This is a genomic window from Amycolatopsis acididurans, assembly GCF_012328925.1.
GTDB lineage: Bacteria > Actinomycetota > Actinomycetes > Mycobacteriales > Pseudonocardiaceae > Amycolatopsis_E > Amycolatopsis_E acididurans.
Map to the genome: position 1 here is coordinate 97,412 of NZ_JAAXLS010000006.1, position 19,103 is coordinate 116,514.

At 70.7% G+C, this 19,103-nt stretch carries 19 protein-coding genes; 12 read left to right on the forward strand and 7 right to left on the reverse strand.

The features are described 5' to 3' along the window. Positions 1-6: 6 nt before the first annotated feature. From HFP15_RS12215 to HFP15_RS12225, 3 genes are read right to left on the reverse strand one after another with little or no spacing between them, the layout of a single operon-like run. Entirely contained in the window at positions 7-1,311 is a 1,305-nt protein-coding gene (locus HFP15_RS12215) for an NAD(P)/FAD-dependent oxidoreductase (RefSeq protein WP_168514776.1), read from the reverse strand. Continuing rightward, positions 1,304-1,534 carry a hypothetical protein gene (locus HFP15_RS12220; RefSeq protein ID WP_168514778.1) on the reverse strand — a complete coding sequence of 77 codons (231 nt, stop codon included), beginning with the start codon at positions 1,532-1,534 and terminating at the stop codon, positions 1,304-1,306. Before HFP15_RS12220 ends, HFP15_RS12215 begins: the two co-directional genes overlap by 8 nt. Continuing rightward, the gene (locus tag HFP15_RS12225; protein WP_168514780.1) at positions 1,531-2,097 is read right to left on the reverse strand and encodes a hypothetical protein; all 567 of its coding nucleotides are present in this window, start codon (positions 2,095-2,097) and stop codon (positions 1,531-1,533) included. Before HFP15_RS12225 ends, HFP15_RS12220 begins: the two co-directional genes overlap by 4 nt. A gap of 89 nt (positions 2,098-2,186) precedes the next feature. Here HFP15_RS12225 and HFP15_RS12230 point away from each other — a divergent pair, with 89 nt between their 5' ends. After that, the gene (locus HFP15_RS12230) at positions 2,187-2,393 is read left to right on the forward strand and encodes a hypothetical protein (RefSeq protein ID WP_210717153.1); all 207 of its coding nucleotides are present in this window, start codon (positions 2,187-2,189) and stop codon (positions 2,391-2,393) included. 90 nt (positions 2,394-2,483) lie between these two features. After that, positions 2,484-2,966, forward strand: a complete 483-nt coding sequence (locus HFP15_RS12235) for a glutathione peroxidase (protein WP_168514784.1) — start codon at positions 2,484-2,486, stop codon at positions 2,964-2,966. A gap of 12 nt (positions 2,967-2,978) precedes the next feature. Here the strand turns inward: HFP15_RS12235 and HFP15_RS12240 are convergent, their stop codons facing one another. Then, on the reverse strand, positions 2,979-3,515 hold the full coding sequence (locus HFP15_RS12240) for a MarR family winged helix-turn-helix transcriptional regulator (protein ID WP_168514786.1): 537 nt from the start codon (positions 3,513-3,515) through the stop codon (positions 2,979-2,981). Positions 3,516-3,648: 133 nt separating this feature from the next. Between HFP15_RS12240 and HFP15_RS12245 the strand changes: the two genes are divergently transcribed. Together HFP15_RS12245 and HFP15_RS12250 are read left to right on the forward strand one after the other, a co-directional pair. Beyond that, positions 3,649-4,611, forward strand: a complete 963-nt coding sequence (locus HFP15_RS12245) for an MBL fold metallo-hydrolase (RefSeq protein ID WP_168514788.1) — start codon at positions 3,649-3,651, stop codon at positions 4,609-4,611. Positions 4,612-4,623: 12 nt separating this feature from the next. Then, complete coding sequence (locus tag HFP15_RS12250; RefSeq protein WP_168515079.1) at positions 4,624-6,207, forward strand: FAD-dependent monooxygenase; 1,584 nt, start codon at positions 4,624-4,626, stop codon at positions 6,205-6,207. Here the strand turns inward: HFP15_RS12250 and HFP15_RS12255 are convergent. Further along, positions 6,153-7,247: a M20 family metallopeptidase gene (locus tag HFP15_RS12255; protein ID WP_168515077.1), complete on the reverse strand. Its 1,095-nt coding sequence runs from the start codon at positions 7,245-7,247 to the stop codon at positions 6,153-6,155. The two genes, HFP15_RS12250 and HFP15_RS12255, sit on opposite strands and share 55 nt — an antisense overlap. 101 nt (positions 7,248-7,348) lie before the next feature. Between HFP15_RS12255 and HFP15_RS12260 the strand changes: the two genes are divergently transcribed. Both HFP15_RS12260 and HFP15_RS12265 read left to right on the forward strand, forming a co-directional pair. After that, positions 7,349-7,642 carry a helix-turn-helix domain-containing protein gene (locus HFP15_RS12260; RefSeq protein WP_246271623.1) on the forward strand — a complete coding sequence of 98 codons (294 nt, stop codon included), beginning with the start codon at positions 7,349-7,351 and terminating at the stop codon, positions 7,640-7,642. Positions 7,643-7,649: 7 nt separating this feature from the next. Continuing rightward, the gene (locus HFP15_RS12265; RefSeq protein WP_168514790.1) at positions 7,650-9,506 is read left to right on the forward strand and encodes a Na+/H+ antiporter; all 1,857 of its coding nucleotides are present in this window, start codon (positions 7,650-7,652) and stop codon (positions 9,504-9,506) included. 206 nt (positions 9,507-9,712) lie between these two features. On the opposite strand, the gene HFP15_RS12270 is transcribed toward HFP15_RS12265, so the two are convergent. After that, positions 9,713-10,546 carry an ArsR/SmtB family transcription factor gene (locus HFP15_RS12270; protein WP_168514792.1) on the reverse strand — a complete coding sequence of 278 codons (834 nt, stop codon included), beginning with the start codon at positions 10,544-10,546 and terminating at the stop codon, positions 9,713-9,715. Between the two features lie 100 nt (positions 10,547-10,646). Here HFP15_RS12270 and HFP15_RS12275 point away from each other — a divergent pair, with 100 nt between their 5' ends. The 6 genes from HFP15_RS12275 to HFP15_RS12300 all read left to right on the forward strand — a co-directional run bounded on the left by HFP15_RS12275 (position 10,647) and on the right by HFP15_RS12300 (position 18,469). Further along, positions 10,647-12,107 (forward strand): Rv2578c family radical SAM protein, encoded by a 1,461-nt coding sequence (locus HFP15_RS12275; protein WP_312871555.1) that lies wholly within the window; start codon positions 10,647-10,649, stop codon positions 12,105-12,107. Between the two features lie 95 nt (positions 12,108-12,202). Further along, on the forward strand, positions 12,203-13,975 hold the full coding sequence (gene aspS / locus HFP15_RS12280; protein WP_168514796.1) for an aspartate--tRNA ligase: 1,773 nt from the start codon (positions 12,203-12,205) through the stop codon (positions 13,973-13,975). 3 nt (positions 13,976-13,978) lie between these two features. Then, entirely contained in the window at positions 13,979-14,923 is a 945-nt protein-coding gene (locus tag HFP15_RS12285) for a DUF389 domain-containing protein (protein ID WP_168514798.1), read from the forward strand. A gap of 46 nt (positions 14,924-14,969) precedes the next feature. Further along, positions 14,970-16,139: a phosphotransferase gene (locus HFP15_RS12290; RefSeq protein ID WP_168514800.1), complete on the forward strand. Its 1,170-nt coding sequence runs from the start codon at positions 14,970-14,972 to the stop codon at positions 16,137-16,139. 60 nt (positions 16,140-16,199) lie between these two features. Next, complete coding sequence (locus HFP15_RS12295) at positions 16,200-17,111, forward strand: SGNH/GDSL hydrolase family protein (RefSeq protein ID WP_210717132.1); 912 nt, start codon at positions 16,200-16,202, stop codon at positions 17,109-17,111. After that, positions 17,087-18,469, forward strand: coding sequence for a replication-associated recombination protein A (locus HFP15_RS12300; protein WP_168514802.1), 1,383 nt, complete (start codon positions 17,087-17,089; stop codon positions 18,467-18,469). Before HFP15_RS12295 ends, HFP15_RS12300 begins: the two co-directional genes overlap by 25 nt. A gap of 4 nt (positions 18,470-18,473) precedes the next feature. On the opposite strand, the gene HFP15_RS12305 is transcribed toward HFP15_RS12300, so the two are convergent. Beyond that, complete coding sequence (locus HFP15_RS12305) at positions 18,474-19,097, reverse strand: maleylpyruvate isomerase family mycothiol-dependent enzyme (RefSeq protein ID WP_168514804.1); 624 nt, start codon at positions 19,095-19,097, stop codon at positions 18,474-18,476. Between the last annotated feature and the right edge of the window lie 6 nt (positions 19,098-19,103).

Below are 19,103 nucleotides of genomic sequence, written 5' to 3' on the forward strand. Positions count from 1 at the left end.
CGCTGCTCACCCCTGGCTGGCGCGGGCGAACTGTTCGCGTGGCTGGTGCTGTTCGGACGTGGCCACCACCTGCCGCTTGAACGGCAGCGACAGCAGCCAGTCGGCGGCGATCCGCGCCTTGCGGTGCACCGTCGGCATGGTCGCCAGGTGGTAGGTCCGGTGCAGGAACCACGCCGGCAACCCGCACAGCTTCACGCCGTAGATCTGTGCGACCCCCTGGTACAGCCCGAGGCTGGCCACGGAACCGGCGTTCGCGTGCCGGTAGTGACCGAGCGGCTCACCGCGCAGCGTCGCGACGATGTTCTTCGCCAGCTGGGTCGCCTGCCGCGTCGCGTGCTGCGCGGACGGCGGGCACATCGCGTCGGGGTCGTCCTTCGTGACGTCGGGCACCGCCGCGCTGTCACCGGCGGCGAAGACGCCCGGGCTGTCTTCCACCCGCAGCGTCGTGTCGCAGATGATGCGGCCGCGCTTGTCCAACGGCAGATCGGTGTCGGCCAGCCACGGGTTCGGCTTGACCCCGGCCGTCCAGACGAGCGTGTCGGCGTCGAACTCGGTGCCGTCGCCGAGCACCACATGGCAGTCCTCGGCGGACTTGAGCGTGGTGTTGAGATGGATCTCGAAACCGCGCCGCGACAACAGTTCCACGGTGTAGGCCGCCAGCGATTCGCTGACCTCGGGCATGATCCGGCCCATCGCCTCGACGAGCACCCAGCGCAGTTCGGACGGGTCGATGTTGTACTCGGGCAGCGCCTGGCGAGTCATGTCCTCGACCTCGGCCATCGCCTCGATGCCCGCGTAACCGCCACCGACGAACACGAACGTCAGCAGCTTGCGGCGCAGGTCCCGATCCATCGTGCTCGCGGCCTGATCCAGCCGGGACAACACGTGGTTGCGCAGATAGATGGCCTCTTCCAGGGTCTTGAACCCGATGCCGTGCTCGGCCAGGCCCGGGATCGGCAGCGTCTTGGACACCGAACCCGGCGCGGCCACGAGAATGTCGTAGCCGATCTGCTCGATGTGCCCGCCGGCCACCCGGACGGTGACGGCGCGCTCACCGCGGTCGATCCCGATAGCCTCGGCGGCCAGCACGCGGCAGCCGGGCAGGACCTCCCGCAGCGGCACCACGACGTGGCGCGGTTCGACCGAACCGGCCGCGGCTTCGGCGAGGAACGGCTGATAGGTCATGTAGGACCGCGGGTCGATCACCGTCACCTCGGCTTCCTGGCCGGTGAGGTGCTTGCGCAGATAACGGGCCGTTTTCGAGCCGACGTAACCGCCGCCCACGATCACGACGCGCGCAGGGTCAGCCATAGTCGGGTTCCTCCTCGTCGTCGAAGTAGCCGAGGCCGCGCCGCTGTTCGGCGACGTCGCCGGGATCGGCCTCCGCCGGCAGGCCGGGCCGGACGTCGGCGGGCACCGCGGAGGCGACCTCCTGGCGTTGCTCCAGGACGTCGGCGACCGGCTGCTGCGGGTCGAGCGGCCACTCGGTCTCCTCGTCGATCGCTTCGCGCAGGGACTCGTCGGGCTCGGTCACTTGGTCGCTCCTAGTTCCGAGATCGCGTTCTGTACTCCGGAAACCACGTCGGGATGCCCCAGCGGCAGCGGGGCCGGGATGCGGTCGGACTCACCGCCCTCGCTGTGCGCGATCGTCCGCACGTCGATGCCCTCGCGCGTCAGCTCCCACCGCTGCTTCTCGGTGTCCTCTTCCCAGTGCTCGTTCGCGGCGGGACCGTCGCCGGGCGCGACGAAACCGCGCGCGGCGGGGTCGACCAGCAGCACCGAGCGCACCGACCGGGCGTGCCGGTCGGCCAGCCGCATCGCCTCCTCGGCGTACGGGCCGCTGGCGACCATGTGCACGACCTTCCCGGCGGCGGGCGGGTCGGCGAGAATGTCGTCGGCCTGGCTCAGGCTGCCGTCGGCGGGCAGCCGGCACCAGACGATGCGCCATCGCTGCTCGAGGTCGCGCCACGTCGCGGGCAGGCCTTCGTGCCTGGCGGCCCCGGCTGGATCGAGCACCAGCACGATCGGGCCGTCAGGGGTACCTTCGGTGACGGCGGACGGGCCTTGCGCACGTACCGGGTCGGTGGAGTAGTCCATGGCCGCTCCTTTCTCGGAGTCCGGCTACCCCGGGTGCCGTCCAGCTACACGCGAGCTTCGCCAGCAGGGAGGGGACAACGATGCGAGAAATGGGATTTTCCGGCGGTTCCTCGGTCGCCGAATCACACGACGTGTTCGAGGACACCGCGTTGGTGCGCGAACAGCGGCGCCGTGCGGTACGCGCGGTGGCTTCCGCGGCGGCGGACGCCGGCGACTGCGCGCTGTTGCTGGAGGCCCTCGGACTCAAGCCGACCGAGGGCGTCACGGCCGTTCCGGAGCCCCGTCCGGCGGACTGATTCTGTAATCTCTGTCACACGGCAGGGGGAACGAGCCAGGCTCGTGATCACGTTGGCTTGGAGGGGAAGTCAACGGAAGGGATTGAGCACATGGCTTTGGCCGACATCGAGCTGCGGACGCTCGCGGGTGAACCGGCGACGCTGGGAGGGCTCGGCCGCAAGGCGATGCTCGTGGTGAACGTGGCGTCCAAATGCGGCCTGACGCCGCAGTACGAGGGGCTGGAGCGGCTGCAGGAACGCTTCGGGGACAAGGGTTTCTCGGTCGTCGGCTTCCCCTGCAACCAGTTCGGCGGGCAGGAGCCTGGCACGTCCGAGGAGATCGCGACGTTCTGCTCGGCCACGTACGGTGTCACGTTTCCCATGTTCGAGAAGCTCGAGGTGAACGGGACTGGCAGGCATCCGGTCTACGCCGAGCTGACCAAGGCGGCCGACGCCGACGGCGAGGCCGGCGACATCCAGTGGAACTTCGAGAAGTTCCTGATCGACGGCGAGGGCACCGTGCTGGCGCGGTTCCGTCCGCGCACCGAGCCTGAGGCGCCGGAGGTCGTTGCGGCGATCGAAGCGGCCCTTTAGTTCAAGGTTTGATCAAAAGCGGCGCTTCGCTTCGGTCGCGGCCGAGCTGGTGGTGAGCTTGTCGAGCAGTCCGATGAGCACCATCAGCTCCGGCTTGGTCAGCGCGTTCGCCCAGGCCTGCTCGCGTTCGTTGTGGGCCTCGTAGGCGCTGGTGATGGCGTCGTGCCCGGCCTCGGTGAGGCTCAGCAGTACCGCCCGTTTGTCGTGCTCGGCCTGCTTGCGGGAGACGAGTTCGTCGCGTTCGAGGGTGTTCACCAGTGCCGAGACGGCGGCCCGGCTCATTCCCGACAGCTGGGCGACGCGCTTGGCCTCCATCGGCCCGGCCAGCCACAGTACGAACAGCACCCGGAAGCCGCCCCAGCTCCAGCCGCGCGGCCGGTGCACCGTGGACTCCCAGTCGTAGACCAGTGCGCTGGTGAGCCGGTGCAGGGTCAGCTCGAGCCGCATCGCGGCGGGGTCCACCTTCGGCAGTTCCGCGGTCGTCTTGTCGATCGCGTAGTCGACGAAGCTCAGGTAGTCCAGCTCTTCCGGGGGCTCGGGCTCGGCCATGCGCCAAGGTTAGAACGCTGCCCGTCGAAGTCGTGAAACGCCCGGCTCGTGCGCCTAGGCTTCCCTTGAGGTGTGTGACGAGTTAAGCTGCTCACACTAAATAGTCAAAGCTTTGATTAATGGAGGGTGCGTCGTGGCACAGAAGGCCTTCGCCTCGTCGGCGGATCTGGACGAGAAGGAACAGACGCTGGAGGTACTCGCCGACGGCGTGTACGCGCTGACCGCCGAGGGCGACCCCAACGTCGGCGCCATCGAAGGCGAGGACTTCGTGGTGGCGTTCGAGGCGCTCGCGACACCCGTGGCCGCGCAGGACTGGCTGAAGCTGCTGCGCCGGCACACCGACAAGCCGGTGCGCTACCTGGTGCTCTCGCACTACCACGCAGTGCGCGTGCTCGGCGCCTCCGCGTTCGACGCGGAGGTCATCGTCGCCCACGAGAACACCCGCGCCCTGGTCGCCGAGCGCGGCAAGGAGGACTGGGAAAGCGAGTTCGGCCGGATGCCGCGGCTGGCCAAGGGCGCCGACTCGGTGCCGGGCCTGACCTGGCCGACGCTCACCTTCTCCGACCGGCTCACCATCGACCTCGGCGGCGACCGCGGCGACCTCGTGCTGCAGTACTGCGGGCGCGGGCACACCGAGGGGGACATCGTGGCCTGGCTGCCGCGCCAGCGGATCCTCTACGCGGGCGACCTGGTCGAGGCCGAGGCCGCGCTCTACACCGGCGACGCGTTCCACCGGGACTGGGCATCGTCCACTTTGGATCGGGTGCGCGATTTCGGCGCGGAGGCGCTCATCGGTGGCCGCGGCGGCGTGACCAAGGGACGGGACGCCGTCGACGCGGCGATCGAGCAGACCCGCGAGTTCCTGCGGGTCATGATCCGCGAGGTCGGCGCCGTGCAGCAGGCCGGCGGCATGCTCAAGGAGGCCTTCGAGCGCACGCACGCCGCGCTCGCGCCGCAGTACGGCCGGTGGCCGATCTTCGAGCACTGCCTGCCCTTCGACGTCTCGCGGCTGTGGGACGAACTCTCCGGCATCGAGCGCCCGGTGATCTGGACGGCCGAGCGGGACCGCGAGGTCTGGGACCAGCTGCAGGGCTGAGCGATGACCACGATGCGAAACCGCGCCGTGGCGGTGATCGGCAACGGGCCGGTCGGTCAGACCACGGCCCTGTTGCTCGCCCGCTGGGGCGTGCCGGTGGTGCTGCTGGACGGCCGCCCCGAGCGGGATCTGGTCGGCTCCAAGGCGATCTGCCAGCAGCGGGACGTGCTCGATGTGTGGGAGTCGGTCGGCGCCGGGCGGCGGATCGCCGACGAGGGCGTCACCTGGACCACCGCGCGCACGTTCTACCGGGACTCCGAACTGTTCGCCTACGAACTCGGCGACGCCGGGCGCTCGTCGTTCCCGCCTTTCGTCAACATCTCGCAGTCGCGCACGGAGGAGATCCTCGACGAGTGCATCGCCACGCAGCCCCTGATCGACGTCCGCTGGAACTGCCAGGTCGAGGGCGTCGACCAGGACGACGAGGGCGTCACGTTGCGATGCGCACGCGGCGATGTCCGCGCCGCCTACGTGGTCGCCTGCGCCGGGGCGCGCGGGGACGAGATCCGGCGGATGCTCGGCGTGCGCTTCGACGGGCACTCCTTCGACGACCGGTTTCTCATCTGCGACATCCGGGCCGGGCTGACGGGCTGGGCGCGGGAGCGGCGGTTCTACTTCGACCCGGAGTGGAACCCGGGCCGCCAGGTGCTCATCCACCCGTGCCCGGACTCGACGTTCCGCATCGACTGGCAGGTGCCCGGCGACTACGACCTGGAAGCCGAGGAGCGCAGCGGTGCGCTGGAGCGGCGCATCCGCGCGATCATCGGCGACATCCCGTACGAGATCATGTGGAAATCGGTGTACCGCTTCCATTCCCGGGTCGTGGACCGGATGCGGGCCGGCCGCGTGCTGCTGGCCGGGGACTGCGCGCATCTCGTGGCGCCGTTCGGGGCACGCGGGCTGAACTCCGGTGTCGGTGACGCGGAGAACGCGGCCTGGAAGCTCGCCTGGGTGCTGCGCGGCCGGGCGGGGGAGGAACTGCTCGAGACCTACCACGAGGAACGGCACGCGGCGGCGGTGGAGAACATCGAGGTCACCACGGCCACGATGGACTTCCTGGTGCCGCAGACCCCGGAGCAGCACGCCACCCGCCTGTCCGTGCTTTCCACCGCCGCGGCCGATCCGGCGGCGCGGGCGCGGGTCGATTCGGGGCGGCTGTCGGAACCGTTCTGGTACGTGGCCTCGCCGCTCACCACGCCGTGTCCGGACCGGCCCTTCGCGGGACGGCCGCCGCGCGGCAGTGTGCCCCCGCCGGGGCCGGGCATCCTCGCCCCGGACGTGCCGGTGGCCGCGCCGGGCTGCACGCGTTTCCGGGAACTGGCACGGGAAGGCTTCCTCGTGCTGGCCGCCCCGGGGGCCGAGGACGTGACCGCGTCGGTGCCGGTGCTGCCGCTGGCGTCGATCGACGTCGGCGGTGCGCTCACCGAGGCGCTCGGTGCGCGGCCGGGAGAGCTGTGGCTCGTCCGGCCGGACGCCTACATCGCCGCGGTGGTCACCGATGCGGCCGGACTGGAGGCCGCGATCGCCAGGGCCACCGGTCGTCAGGCGAGCGCGGTGAGCAGCCCCGCGAGCAGGGCCGTGCGCACCGGTACGTGATCGAGCAGGACGTGCTCGTGCCGGGCGTGCGCGCCCGCGCCGACGGCGCCGAGGCCGTCGAGCACGGGACGGCCCAGCGCTGACACGAAGTTCGCGTCGCTGGCGCCGCCGACCGAGACCTCGCCGAGCGTGAGGCCGAGGTCGGCGGCGACCCCGTGCGCGATCTTGAACAGCCGCTCCGACGCGGGGTTGGGCACCATGGGCGGCCGGTTCCACTCGCCGCGCACGCTCACTCGCGCCCGGGGATCCGACGGGGCCAGCGCGGCGAAGGCCGCGTCGAGCCGGGCGACCTCGTCGGTCAGGCCCACCCGCACATCGATCCCGCAGGTGGCCTCGCCGGCGACGACGTTGCGGCCGGTGCCGCCCGCGATCAGGCCGACGTTCACGGTGGTACCGGCGGCGGGGTCGGCCAGCCCCGCGATCCGGGGCACCAGCCCGGCCAGCTGATGAATGGCGCTCACCCCGGCGTCGGGCTCCAGCCCCGCGTGCGCCTCGATCCCGCGCACGGTGACGTCGAACAGACCGACGCCCTTGCGCCCGGTCTTGAGCGCACCGCCGAGCGAGGCCTCGAAGACGAGGGTGGCCCGCGCACCCTCGGACACGCGTTCGATATGCGGCCGTCCCGCCGGGCTGCCGATTTCCTCGTCACCGGTGAGCAGCAGTTTCACCGTCGGCGCCGGCAGGCCGAGTTTCCGCACGCAGCGCAGTCCCCACACGGCCTGCACCAGCCCGAGTTTCATGTCGAAGGCGCCCGGCCCGCTCGCCCGGGTGCCGGACACCTCGAACGGCCACTGCGCGAGCGTGCCCTCCGGCCACACCGTGTCGTAGTGGCACAGCAGCAGCACGACTTCGCCCGTCGTGCCGGGATAGGTCACCTCGAGCACGTCGCCGTGCCCTCCGCCGTCGTGCCGGTGCAGCTCGCCGGGCGTGCCGAGGCGGTCGGCGAGCCACCGGTGGATCGCGGTGAGCCCCGCGTCGAGCAGGGCCTTGTCGTGGCTGGGGGTTTCGAGCCCGACCAGGGCACGCAGGTCCTCCGTCATCGCGGGCAGCGCGTCCTCGGCCCACACGTCGACGGTGGAACGTGCCACTTCAGGCTCCTTGGCTCGATTTGGGAGATATCATCTATCGGTATCCGGAAAGAATGTTGAAGGTGATCATGACTGCGGACAGACCGGCGTCACCCTCGGTCGACCGCGCGCTGACGGTGCTGGAAGCTCTCGTGAGCGCCGGCGACGGGATGACCTTGAGTGGTCTCTCACGGGCCACCCGGATTCCGCTCGCCACAACCGCCTCCATTGTCTATACCCTCGAAGAGCGCGGGTACGCCACACGACGAGTGGTCGGCCGCAGCCATTTCTGGCGGGCCACCTCCCGGTTGTACGAGCTCGCCGCCCCTCTGGCCACGGAGGCCCTTTCCTCCCCGACCGCACCGTGAACGGCGAATGCAGGTAGCCACCCAGATCCTCGGTCTCGTTGTGGTGGTACTGGTCGTGACGGGCATCGCGCGCCGTCTGGACTGGTCGCCGCCCTTGTTGCTCGTCGGTGTCGGCGTCGGCGTGTCGTTCATTCCCGGCGTGCCCGGCTACGAGCTCGATCCCGAGCTGGTGCTGGTCGGGTTGCTGCCGCCACTGCTGTACGCGTCCGCGATCCGCACGTCGCTGGTGGAGATCCGGGCCAACAAGACGCCCATCGGCCTGCTCTCGGTCGGGCTGGTCGTGTTCACCACGCTCGCGGTCGGACTCGTGACGTGGACGGTGATCCCCGGACTGCCCCTGGCGGCCGGGTTCGCACTCGGCGCGGTCGTCGCCCCGCCGGACGCGGTCGCCGCGACGGCGGTCGCGCGGCGCGTGGGCATGCCGAGGCGGCTCGTGCGGATTCTGGAGGGCGAGAGCCTGCTCAACGACGCGGCGGCGCTGGTCGCGTTGCGCACGGCGATCGCCGCCATCGCCGGTGCGGTCACGATGTGGGAGGTCGGGCTCGACTTCCTCGTCGCCGCGGTCGGCGGGGTGCTCGTCGGCGGGCTGATCGGCTGGGGCGCTTCGCTGCTGCGGAAGCGGATCCTGGACCCGGTGTTGGACACGGCGTGGTCGTTCGTGGTGCCCTTCGCGGCGTATCTCGTGGCGGAGGCGGCGCACGGTTCCGGAGTGCTCGCGGTCGTGGTCGCGGGCCTGATCATCGGGCAGCAGACCCCGCGCATGTCCTCGGGCCCGTCGCGGCTGGCGAGCAGGGTCAACTGGCAGACGATCCAGTTCCTGCTGGAGAACGCCGTGTTCCTGCTGATCGGCCTGCAGTTGCGGCGGATCGTGCAGGAGGTGGCCGACAGCGATCTGTCCGGTGCCTCGATCGCGGTCATCTGTGCCTGCGTGCTGGCGGCGACGATCCTGGCGCGCGTGGCGTGGATGTTCGCCACCGCGCTCGGGAGGCGGGTGCTGCCGAGTTCGTGGGTGCTGCCGTGGTCGTACTCCGCGGTGCTCGCGTGGGCGGGGATGCGGGGCGTGGTCACACTGGCGGCGGCGTTCGTGCTGCCGGCGAACACACCGGAGCGGGGCGTGCTGGTGCTCGCGGCCTTCGTCGTGGTCGCGGGAACGCTGGTGTTGCAGGGCACCACGCTGCCCAGGCTCGTGCGCAGGCTGGACCTGCCCGCGCCCGATCCGGGGGAGGACGCGCTCCAGGCGGCGGCCTTGCTGCACGACATGACGCGCGCCGGGCTGGAGCGCCTGGAGAAGGTGCGGACGGACTCGGACCCGGAGGACGTGATCGCCCGGTTGAAGGACAAGCAGGTGTACCGGTCGGATTCGGCCTGGGAACGGCTGGGGGCGGGCAGTAGCCTCGATGAGACGCCGAGTGCGGCCTACCGGCGGCTGCGGCGCGAGATGCTGGACGCGGAGCGCGAGGTGATGCTGGACGCCCGCGATCGCGCCACCGTCGACGATGAGGTGCTGCGGCATGTTCTGCAGACATTGGACATCGAGGAGTCGATGTTGGAACCGAGCGAGCAAGCACCACAGGACACCGGCCGCGAGCTGCGCACCCCGGCGAACACCGCCGGTTCGTGCGAGCACCTGGCCAACGCCGGCGACGCCACGTCGGAGGCCACCGGCTGCGAGGACTGCCTGCGCGAGGGCACGACGTGGGTGCACCTGCGGCTGTGCCTGGAATGCGGCCACGTCGGCTGCTGCGACTCGTCACCGGAACGCCACGCGTCGAAGCACTTCCACGACACCCGCCACCCCGTGATGCGCAGCTACGAGCCCGGCGAGAACTGGCGCTGGTGCTTCGTGGACCGGCTGGTGGGCTGAGCCACCGAGTCCGGCACCAACCCAGTCAACAACGTAGCCGCCGTGTCACGGGCGCTTCGCGTCGCTGCGCGATGACCTTCGGCCACCCTGGACGCGACCCTCCCGGCGAAGTGCGGCTGGGGATCGGGGTTGGGGGAGGAGTGGGTTGCCGGGGCGCTCGGGCTGGGTGCGTGTTGGCGCGGCACGAACCCGGCTCCTGGCACGCGCTAACTGCCCACCTCCTGCTGCGCGCCGGTGTGCGGATCGGCCTCCGGCAGGGTCTTTCCGGTCTCCAGCAACGTTTTCAGGCTCGACAGGATCGCCGGCCAGCCGCCCCGCAGCGCCTTCAGCATTTCGGTCTCGGTGTCGAAACCGTCGTGGCGCACCGTCAGCTTGACGGTGCGCCCGGCGGGCTCGATGTCGAAGCTGACCTTGGATCTCGGCTCCTTCCGGAGCTCGGCGAGATGTTCGGCGCTCCAGCCGAAATGTTCCGCATGCCGCGCCTGATAGTTGTGCCAGGTATAGACCAGTCGTCGGGGCGGATCGGACTCCAGCACGGTCTGGTCCAGATCCTCGAACTCCTCATCGCCCTCGCGCCAGAGTATGCGCGAGCCGGCCTGCCAGTCGGATTTGAGTTCCGCGCCCCAGTACCGCTTGGTGAACGCGGGCTCGGTCAGCGCCTTCCAGAGTTGTTCCGGCGTGGTTTCGATGTAGGTGACGTAGACGAATTCGGGGTTGTTCACGGGTTTGTCCTCCAGGGCTCGTTTGAGGTCGGCGAGCGCGTGCGCGCGCTCGCGGTGGTAGGGGGCGATCCAGCGTTCGCTGATGTAGTTGATCGGCGCCGCGTTCAGGTAGTGCAGCTTCGTGCGGCCACTGCGCTCCGTCGTCACGAGCGAGGCCTCTTCGAGTACGGCCAGGTGCTTGGTGACGGCCTGCCGTGTCATGTCCAGGCCCGCGCACAGCTCGTTCAGGGTCTGGCCGTTTCGCTCGTTGAGACTGTCGAGGAGCTGCCGTCTGCTCGGGTCGGCCAGCGCCCGGAACACGGCGTCGAACTCGCTCATCGGAACAGGCAACTTCGCGGTTGCATGAATGCAAGGTAGGCAACCGCGAGGTTCCCTGTCAAGGGTTGACAGGCGATCGAACGCATGTTCGACTGGTCGTGTGAGGTGGGAGAGTCAGAAGGCGGACGCGCAGCAGGCATTGATCGGCCTCGACGGACTGGTCCGCTCCGTGCGTTCGCCGGAGTTCGCGGGCATCACGTTCCACGAGGTGCGGGCGCGCTCGGTGCTGAACAAGGTGCCCGGCCAGTCCCAGGTTCCGTTCGGCTGGACGGTGAACCCGTACCGCGGCTGCTCCCACGCGTGCCGGTACTGCCTGGGCGGCGACACGTCGATCCTGCTCGGGAACGGCCGCACCACACGGCTGGCCGACGTCCGGGCCGGCGACGAGATCTACGGCACCGAGGTGCGCGAGGGCGAGCGGCGGTACGTGCGCACCCGCGTGCTGGCGCACTGGTCCACCCGCAAGCTCGCGTACCGCGTCGTCCTGGCTGACGGGACGAAACTGGAGGCCAGCGGCGATCACCGGTTCCTGACCGAGCACGGCTGGACGTACGTGGCCGGGCGGCGGCCGCACCTCACGCCGGCCGACCGGCTGCTGGGCCCCGGCCCCGAAGTGCCGGAGCCGGGCACGATCGTGGGACCCGGCCCGGCGCTCGACGTCGTGACGGTCGAGCCGCTCGGGCTCGAGCTGCCGATGTTCGACATCACCACGGGCACCGGGGATTTCGTCGCGGACGGTGTCCTCAGCCACAACTGCTTCGCCCGCAACACCCACACCTACCTCGACTTCGACGCCGGGCACGACTTCGACAGCCAGGTGGTCGTGAAGGTCAACGCCCCGGAGGTGCTCGCGTCGCAGCTGCGCAAACCGGGCTGGACGCGCGAGCACGTGGCGATGGGCACCAACACCGATCCCTACCAGCGCGCCGAAGGCCGCTACCAGCTGATGCCCGGCATCATCCGCGCCTTCGCCGACAACGGCACCCCGTTCTCGATCCTCACCAAGGGCACCACGCTCAACCGCGATCTGCCGTTGCTGCGCTCGGTCTCCACGGAGGTCGACGTCGGCCTCGGCGTGTCGATCGCGCTGCTGGACCGCGACCTGCAACGCGACCTCGAACCCGGCACGCCCAGCCCGCAGGCCCGCCTCGAACTCGTGCGCCGCATCCGCGACGCCGGGCTGCCGTGCGGCGTGATGATCGCGCCCGTGCTGCCCGGCCTCACCGATTCCACCGGGCAACTGGACGAACTGCTCGCCGAGGTCGCCGCCACCGGGGCCACCAGCGCCACCGTGCTGGCACTGCACCTGCGGCCGGGCGCGCGCGAGTGGTTCGCGCACTGGCTGGGACGCGAACATCCCGGGCTCGTCCCGCGCTACCGCGAGATCTACGGCAAGGGCAGCTACGCCGGCGGCCGCTACCGGCGCCTGCTGGCGGCGAGGGTGGGGCCGTTGCTGCGGCGCCACGGTTTCGCCCGCGAGAACAGGGAAGCCGATCATCGCCTGCCGGAGCAGCGGGCCGCGGAGGAGGAGCCCCGCGCGGAGCAGATGAAGCTGCTCTGAGAAACCTGGTGGCGGGCACGTGGGCTACGTTCGTTAGCCTTTATCTGCATTCTGTCGCAGTTAGCATGATGATCCTTTCAAGGAGAGCAACCGCAGTGCTTCGCACCCACGACGCCGGCACCCTGCGTGCCGAGCACGCCGGCCAGATCGTCACGCTCACCGGGTGGGTCGCCCGGCGGCGCGATCACGGCGGGGTGATCTTCATCGATCTGCGGGACGCCACCGGGGTCGCACAGGTGGTCTTCCGCGAGGGCGAGATGGCCGAACGCGCCCACCACCTGCGGTCGGAGTTCTGCGTCAAGGTCACCGGCGAGGTCAGCAGGCGCCCCGAGGGCAACGAGAACAGCGAGATCCCCACCGGCCAGATCGAGGTGCTGGCCACCGCGCTGGAGGTGCTCTCGGAGTCCGCGGTGCTGCCCTTCCCGATCGACGACCGGGTCGACGTCGGCGAGGAGATCCGCCTCAAGTACCGCTACCTCGACCTGCGCCGCAGCGGGCCCGCGTTCACCATGCGGCTGCGCAGTGAGGTCAACCGCGTCGCCCGCGAGGTGCTGCACGCCCAGGACTTCGTGGAGATCGAGACGCCGACCATGACCCGCTCCACGCCGGAGGGCGCGCGGGACTTCGTCGTCCCCGCCCGGTTGCGTCCCGGCGCCTGGTACGCGCTGCCGCAGTCGCCGCAGCTGTTCAAGCAGCTGCTCATGGTCGGTGGCATGGAGCGCTACTACCAGATCGCGCGCTGCTACCGCGACGAGGACTTCCGCGCCGACCGCCAGCCCGAGTTCACCCAGCTCGACATCGAGATGAGCTTCGTCGAGCAGGACGACGTGATCAAGGTCGGCGAGGACGTCGTCGCGGCGCTGTGGAAGCTGATCGGGCACGAGGTGCCGCGGCCGTTCGCGCGCATGACCTACGCCGACGCGATGGCCAAGTACGGCACGGACAAGCCGGACCTGCGCTTCGGCCTGGAAATCACCGAGCTGACCGACTACTTCGCCGACACGCCCTTCCGCGTCTTCCAGGCGCCCTACGTCGGTGCCGTGGTGATGCCGGGTGGCGGCAGCCAGCCGCGCCGCCAGCTCGACGCGTGGCAGGAGTGGGCCAAACAGCGCGGCGCGAGGGGCCTCGCCTACGTGCTCATCGGCGAGGACGGCACGCTCTCCGGCCCGGTCGCCAAGAACATCTCCGAGGCCGAGCGCGAGGGACTCGCCGAGGCCGTCGGCGCGAAGCCGGGCGACTGCGTCTTCTTCGCCGCGAGCAGGCCGAAGGACGCCCGTGCCCTGCTCGGCGCGGCCCGCGTCGAGATCGGCCACCGCCTCGGCATGATCGATGAGAACGAGTGGTCGTTCGTGTGGGTCGTGGACGCGCCGCTGTTCGAGCCCGCGGACGAGACCGACGACGTGGCGGTCGGCTCCGGCAAATGGACCGCGGTGCACCACGCGTTCACCTCGCCGACCCCGGAGTGGATCGACAAGTTCGAGCAGGACCCGGGCAGCGCGCTGGCCTACGCCTACGACATCGTCTGCAACGGCAACGAGATCGGCGGCGGCTCCATCCGTATTCACCGCGCGGACGTGCAGAAGCGCGTGTTCGAGGTGATGGGCCTTTCCGAGGCCGAGGCGCAGGAGAAGTTCGGCTTCCTGCTCGACGCCTTCCAGTTCGGCCCGCCGCCGCACGGCGGCATCGCGTTCGGCTGGGACCGCATCACGATGCTGCTGGCCAAGGCCGAATCGCTGCGTGACGTGATCGCGTTCCCGAAGACCGGTGGCGGCTACGACCCGCTCACCGGCGCGCCGGCGCCGATCACCGCGCAGCAGCGCAAGGAGGCCGGGATCGACGCCAAGCCCCCGGTCAAGCCCGCCTCCTGACCGGTGCTGCATCTGCGGGTGGTGTGCCCGCCGGAGAAGACCGACGACGCGCTCGCGCTGCTGCGCCGCCGCACCGGGGTGGCGCACCTGATCGTGCATCGCGGTGTCGCCGTCGCTCCGGCGGGCGATCTGATCGAGGCCGACGTGGCCCGCGAGGCCGCCGACGAGGTCATCGACCTGCTGTGTGAGCAGGACATCGATCACGCCGGCGGGATCACCCTCGAAGCGATCGACACGGCGCTGTCGGACGCGGCGGACGAGGCGGAGGAGGACGCGCCGGGCGAAGGTGCCGACGCCGTGGTGTGGCAGGAGCTGGTCAGCCGCACCGGCGAGGAGTCCCGGCTGAACGCGACCTTCCTGGCGTTTCTCACCATCGCGTGCCTGCTCGCCTCGGTCGGCGTGATCACCGATTCACCCGTCACGATCGTCGGCGCGATGGTCGTGGGACCCGAGTTCGGCCCGCTCGCGGCGATGGCGGTCGGGCTCGTGCTGCGGCGATGGGACCTGCTGCGCCGCGCGGGTGCCGCGCTCGCCATCGGCTTCCCGGCCGCCGTCGTGGTCACTGCCGTGGTGACGCTGGCGTCGGAGGCCGTCGGGCTGCTGGACGTCAGAGCCATCCGCTCGGGCGCGCACCAGGTCGACTTCGTCTACGAGGTGGGCTGGTATTCGCTGATCGTGGCCCTGCTCGCGGGTGCGGCCGGCATGCTCGCCATGACGTCGGCGAAATCGGCCGCGCTGGTCGGTGTCTTCATCTCCGTGACCACCGTGCCCGCGGCCGGGTACGTGGCCGTCGCGGCGGTGCTCGGGGACTGGCAGCGGGCGCTGGAATCGCTCGGCCAGCTGGTGGTCAACCTGGCCGGCATCGTGATCGCCGCGGCGGCCGTCCTGGCGCTGCGCCGGCGCGGGCAACGCGTCCGTGCGGGGGACCGCCCGCTGGCGCGTGGGTGAAATCGTTGTGGTCGCTGGGGTGCGGCCGCTAGTAGGGTCGAACACGATGACCGTGGACACTTCCGAAGAAGGCCCAGCCGCCTTGCGCGGCGGTGCGGAGGCCGGAGCGCTCGCCGTCGAGGCGGCGGTCAAGGCAGGCGAGGCGGTACTGGCCAGACGTTTCGGCAGCGCGATCTCCCTGGTCGCGCCCGAGGTACTGGCCGGAAGCGGGCCGGCGACGGTGGTCCGGGCCCGGATCGCCACCTCGCCCTTCGGGCTGCCCCGAACCCTGGTGATCAAGCATTATCCCGAGCTGCCCGGCAAGCGCAAGCCGGATCCCTTCGCCCAGGAAGCCGTCAGCTACCAGCTGTTCGCCGCGCTCTCGGCCGAGGAGCGGATGTGCCCCGAGCTGTTCGCGCACGACGGCGGGCACCGCGTCATCGTCATCGAGGACCTCGGCGGCGCCCCGACCCTGCAGGACAAACTGGCCGGATCGGACGCCCGCGCGGCGGAGCGTTCGCTGCTGTCGTGGGCCCGCTCGCTCGGCCGCCTGCATGCCACCACCGCGGGCCGTGAGGCCGATTTCGACGCGCTGCTGCGCCGGCTGGGCGGGCCGGTCAAGCAGGAGCAGCTCGAGCCGGCCACGGTGTGCGGGCGGCTGCCCGGCCTGCTGGCCGACGCGCTCGGCGTCGACACCCCCGAACCGGTTCGGAAGTTCGCCGGCCACGTCTGCGAGCGTGTCACCTCGCTGTCCTACCGCGCGTTCAGTCCCGTCGACCTCAGCCCGGACAACAACCTGGTGACCAGCGGCGGGGTGCGGTTTCTCGACTTCGAACGCGGCCGGGTGCGCAACGCGCTGATCGACGCGGCGCACCTGCGGGTGCCGTTCGCGTCGTGCGGCCGTCCCTTCGCGTTGCCCGCGGGTATGAGCGAGGCGATGATCGCGGCGTGGCGTGCCGAGGTGTCCGGGATGTGGCCGGGCCTGGCCGACAACGAGGTGCTCAACGCGCACCTGCTGGACCACCAGCTGCTGCTGGTCTGGGCCAAGACCTGGACCGCGCTCGGCGGGCACCCGGACAAACCCGCCGCGCTCGTCACGTGGTGGCGTGACCTGGCGCTGTACTCGGACCGGCAGGACGAGCCCGAGGTCGCCGCGCACGCGCGCAAGGTCGCCGACGCCCTGGATGCCCGCTTCGGACCTGGGCTGGAGTTGCCCTACTACGCCGCGTTCCGGTAATTCGTCCAGAGATCTCCACCTCGTTACCCGCGCATCACCGCTGGTGAGTGTCGATGCCCGATGGTCTGTGGCGTGACCGCCCTCGAGCAGATCCCCTTGACCCAATCGATGCCACGGCGGGCCGAGCGGCTGGCCGTGCTCGGCGACTCCACGGCTGTCGGCCTCGGCGATCCGGTGCCGGGCCGAGGCTGGCGTGGCGTCGGTCCCTTCGTCGCACACGCGCTGGGCATCGGTCCCGGCGGCTACCTCAACGCGGCCTTCACCGGTGCGCGCATGGGCTGCGTCCGCACCGAGCAGCTGAAGCAGGCGCTGGCCCACCGGCCCGACGTCGCACTGGTCATCGTCGGCATGAACGACACACTGCGGTCGGATTTCGACGCCGCCTCGATCGCCGCGGACCTGGAGCACGTCGTGACCACGCTGACGGAGCAGGGCACGATCGTGGTTCCGGTGCGTTTTCACGACCACAGCAGGGTGTTCCGGCTGCCCGGTTCGCTGGCGCGCGCGCTGCGTGCCCGGATCCTCGAGCTGAACGGCGCGATCGACGGGGTGGTCGCACGACACGGCATCCCGTGCCTCGACCTGGACGCGCTGCCGGGGGCCTACGAGCTGTCGTCGTGGAGCGTGGACCGGCTGCACCCGTCCGAGCTCGGGCACCGGATGCTCGCGCGGGGACTCACCGACCTGCTCGCCGAGACCGGGGTCGCGCTGGCGGAACCGGTCAGTCTGGTGTGTTCCGGCGGTATCAAGCCGCGCACCATCGACCACGTCGGATGGCTTGTGTTCAAAGGACTTCCGTGGTTGTGGCGGCGGGGGCGGGATTTCCTGCCCTACGCCTTCGCGATCATGGCGGCCTCGGCCAAGGAGTCCTATATCCACTGGCGTGACCAGCCCGCCCCGCCCCCACCAGCGCAAGGTTTGTCGGACCTGCCGATTACCGTGGAAGGGTGCAGGACGAACTCTTCACCGTAAATCCGGACGTGGCGCCTCCGCCGCCACCGGCCGAGGCGCCCGCTGAGCCGGTCATCCCGCCCGGCTCGCCGCTGGCCGTCCGGATGCGCCCGCGCACGCTGGACGAGGTGGTCGGCCAGCAGCACCTGCTGGGGGAGGGCGCGCCGTTGCGGCGGCTGGTCGAGGGCGCCGCACCCGCGTCGGTCCTGCTCTACGGCCCGCCCGGCACCGGCAAGACCACGCTGGCCAATCTCGTGTCCACCGCGACCGGCCGCCGCTTCGTCGCGCTCTCGGCGCTCTCGGCCGGGGTGAAGGAGGTACGCGGCGTCATCGAGGAGGCGCGGCGCAGGAGGCAGTACAACACCGAGAACACCGTGCTGTTCATCGACGAGGTGCACCGGTTTTCCAAGACGCAGCAGGACGCGTTGCTCGGCGCGGTCGAGAACCGCACGGTGCTGCTGGTGGCGGCCACCACCGAGAACCCGTCGTTCTCCATCGTTTCGCCGCTGCTGTCACGCTCGCTCGTGCTGCAGCTGCGCCCGCTGACCGACGAGGACGTGTGCGCGCTGATCCGGCGTGCGCTGGCCGACGAGCGCGGGCTCGGCGGCCAGCTGACGCTGACCGAGGAGGCGGAGGAGCACCTGATCCGGCTCGCCTCCGGGGACGCGCGTCGCGCGCTGACCGCACTGGAAGCGGCTGCCGACGCCGCGAGCGTCACCGAGCACCGCACGATCGACCTCGCCACCGTCGAGTCCACAGTGGACAAGGCCGCGGTGCGCTATGATCGCGACGGCGACCAGCACTACGACGTGATCAGCGCGTTCATCAAGTCGATCCGTGGGTCCGATGTGGACGCCGCGCTGCACTACCTGGCCCGGATGATCGAGGCGGGCGAGGATCCGCGGTTCATCGCGCGGCGGCTGGTGGTGCACGCCAGCGAGGACATCGGAATGGCCGATCCGACGGCACTGCAGTCCGCGGTGGCGGCCGCGCACGCGGTGGCGTTCATCGGCATGCCGGAGGGGCGGCTCGCGCTCGCGCAGGCCACCGTGCATCTGGCGACGGCGCCCAAGTCCAACGCGGTGATCATGGGTATCGACTCGGCGTTGTCGGACGTGCGGTCCGGCCGGATCGGCACCGTGCCGCCGCATCTGCGCGACGGCCACTACGCGGGCGCGGCCAAGCTGGGCAACGCGCAGGGCTACCGGTATCCGCACGACGTGCCCGAAGGCGTGCTGGCGCAGCAGTATCCGCCGGACGAACTCGTCGGCACGGACTACTACAACCCGACCCAGCGCGGCGCGGAACGCACACTCGCCGAGCGGGTGCCGCGCCTGCGCCGCACGATCCGCGACGAGGGCCGCGAGCGCAGCGTATAACGGCCTATACGCCAAGTCGTCCGGCGAGCACGTCCCGGCCCGGCCCGTCCAGCTCGCCGACCGCGTGACCGCGGCCGGCGATCGCCATGAGGAGGGCCTCCCCGGGGCCGCGCAGTTCGGGCCCGCGGCCCGCGCTCCAGCCGACGTCCGTGGCGACCAAACGCAGGCCGCGTGCCCGCCAGAACGCTCCGATGGGCGGTGCGATCCGGGCGAAACCCAGGGCCGCGCGCAGCCTCGGTTCCGGGATCTGCCGGGGCAGGCCGAGCGGCCGGCGGATGTCCTGCTGGTGGATCAGTGCGTCCAGCAGAGCGATGCGCGAGCCGAACGCTGCCGTCAGTCCTCGCGGCTCCCGGAAACGCCGCAGCAGTTCGATCAGTTCTCGCGGTTCGCGGACGGTGTACTCGGCCGTGCCCACCCCGTTGACGCCGCCCAGGGTGAACCGGCCGCGCGCGAACCGGGAGAGCAGTGCGCGCCCGCCGAGCTCGTCGTAGCTGATCACGTGCGCCACCACGTCGCGCACGGACCAGCCGGTGCACAGGCTGGGTTCCCGCCATTGTTCCGGTGCCAGCGTGTCCAGGAACGCGGCGAAGTCCTCGCGCTCGCCGATCGCCAGCCGCTTGGTGTCCATGGCCGG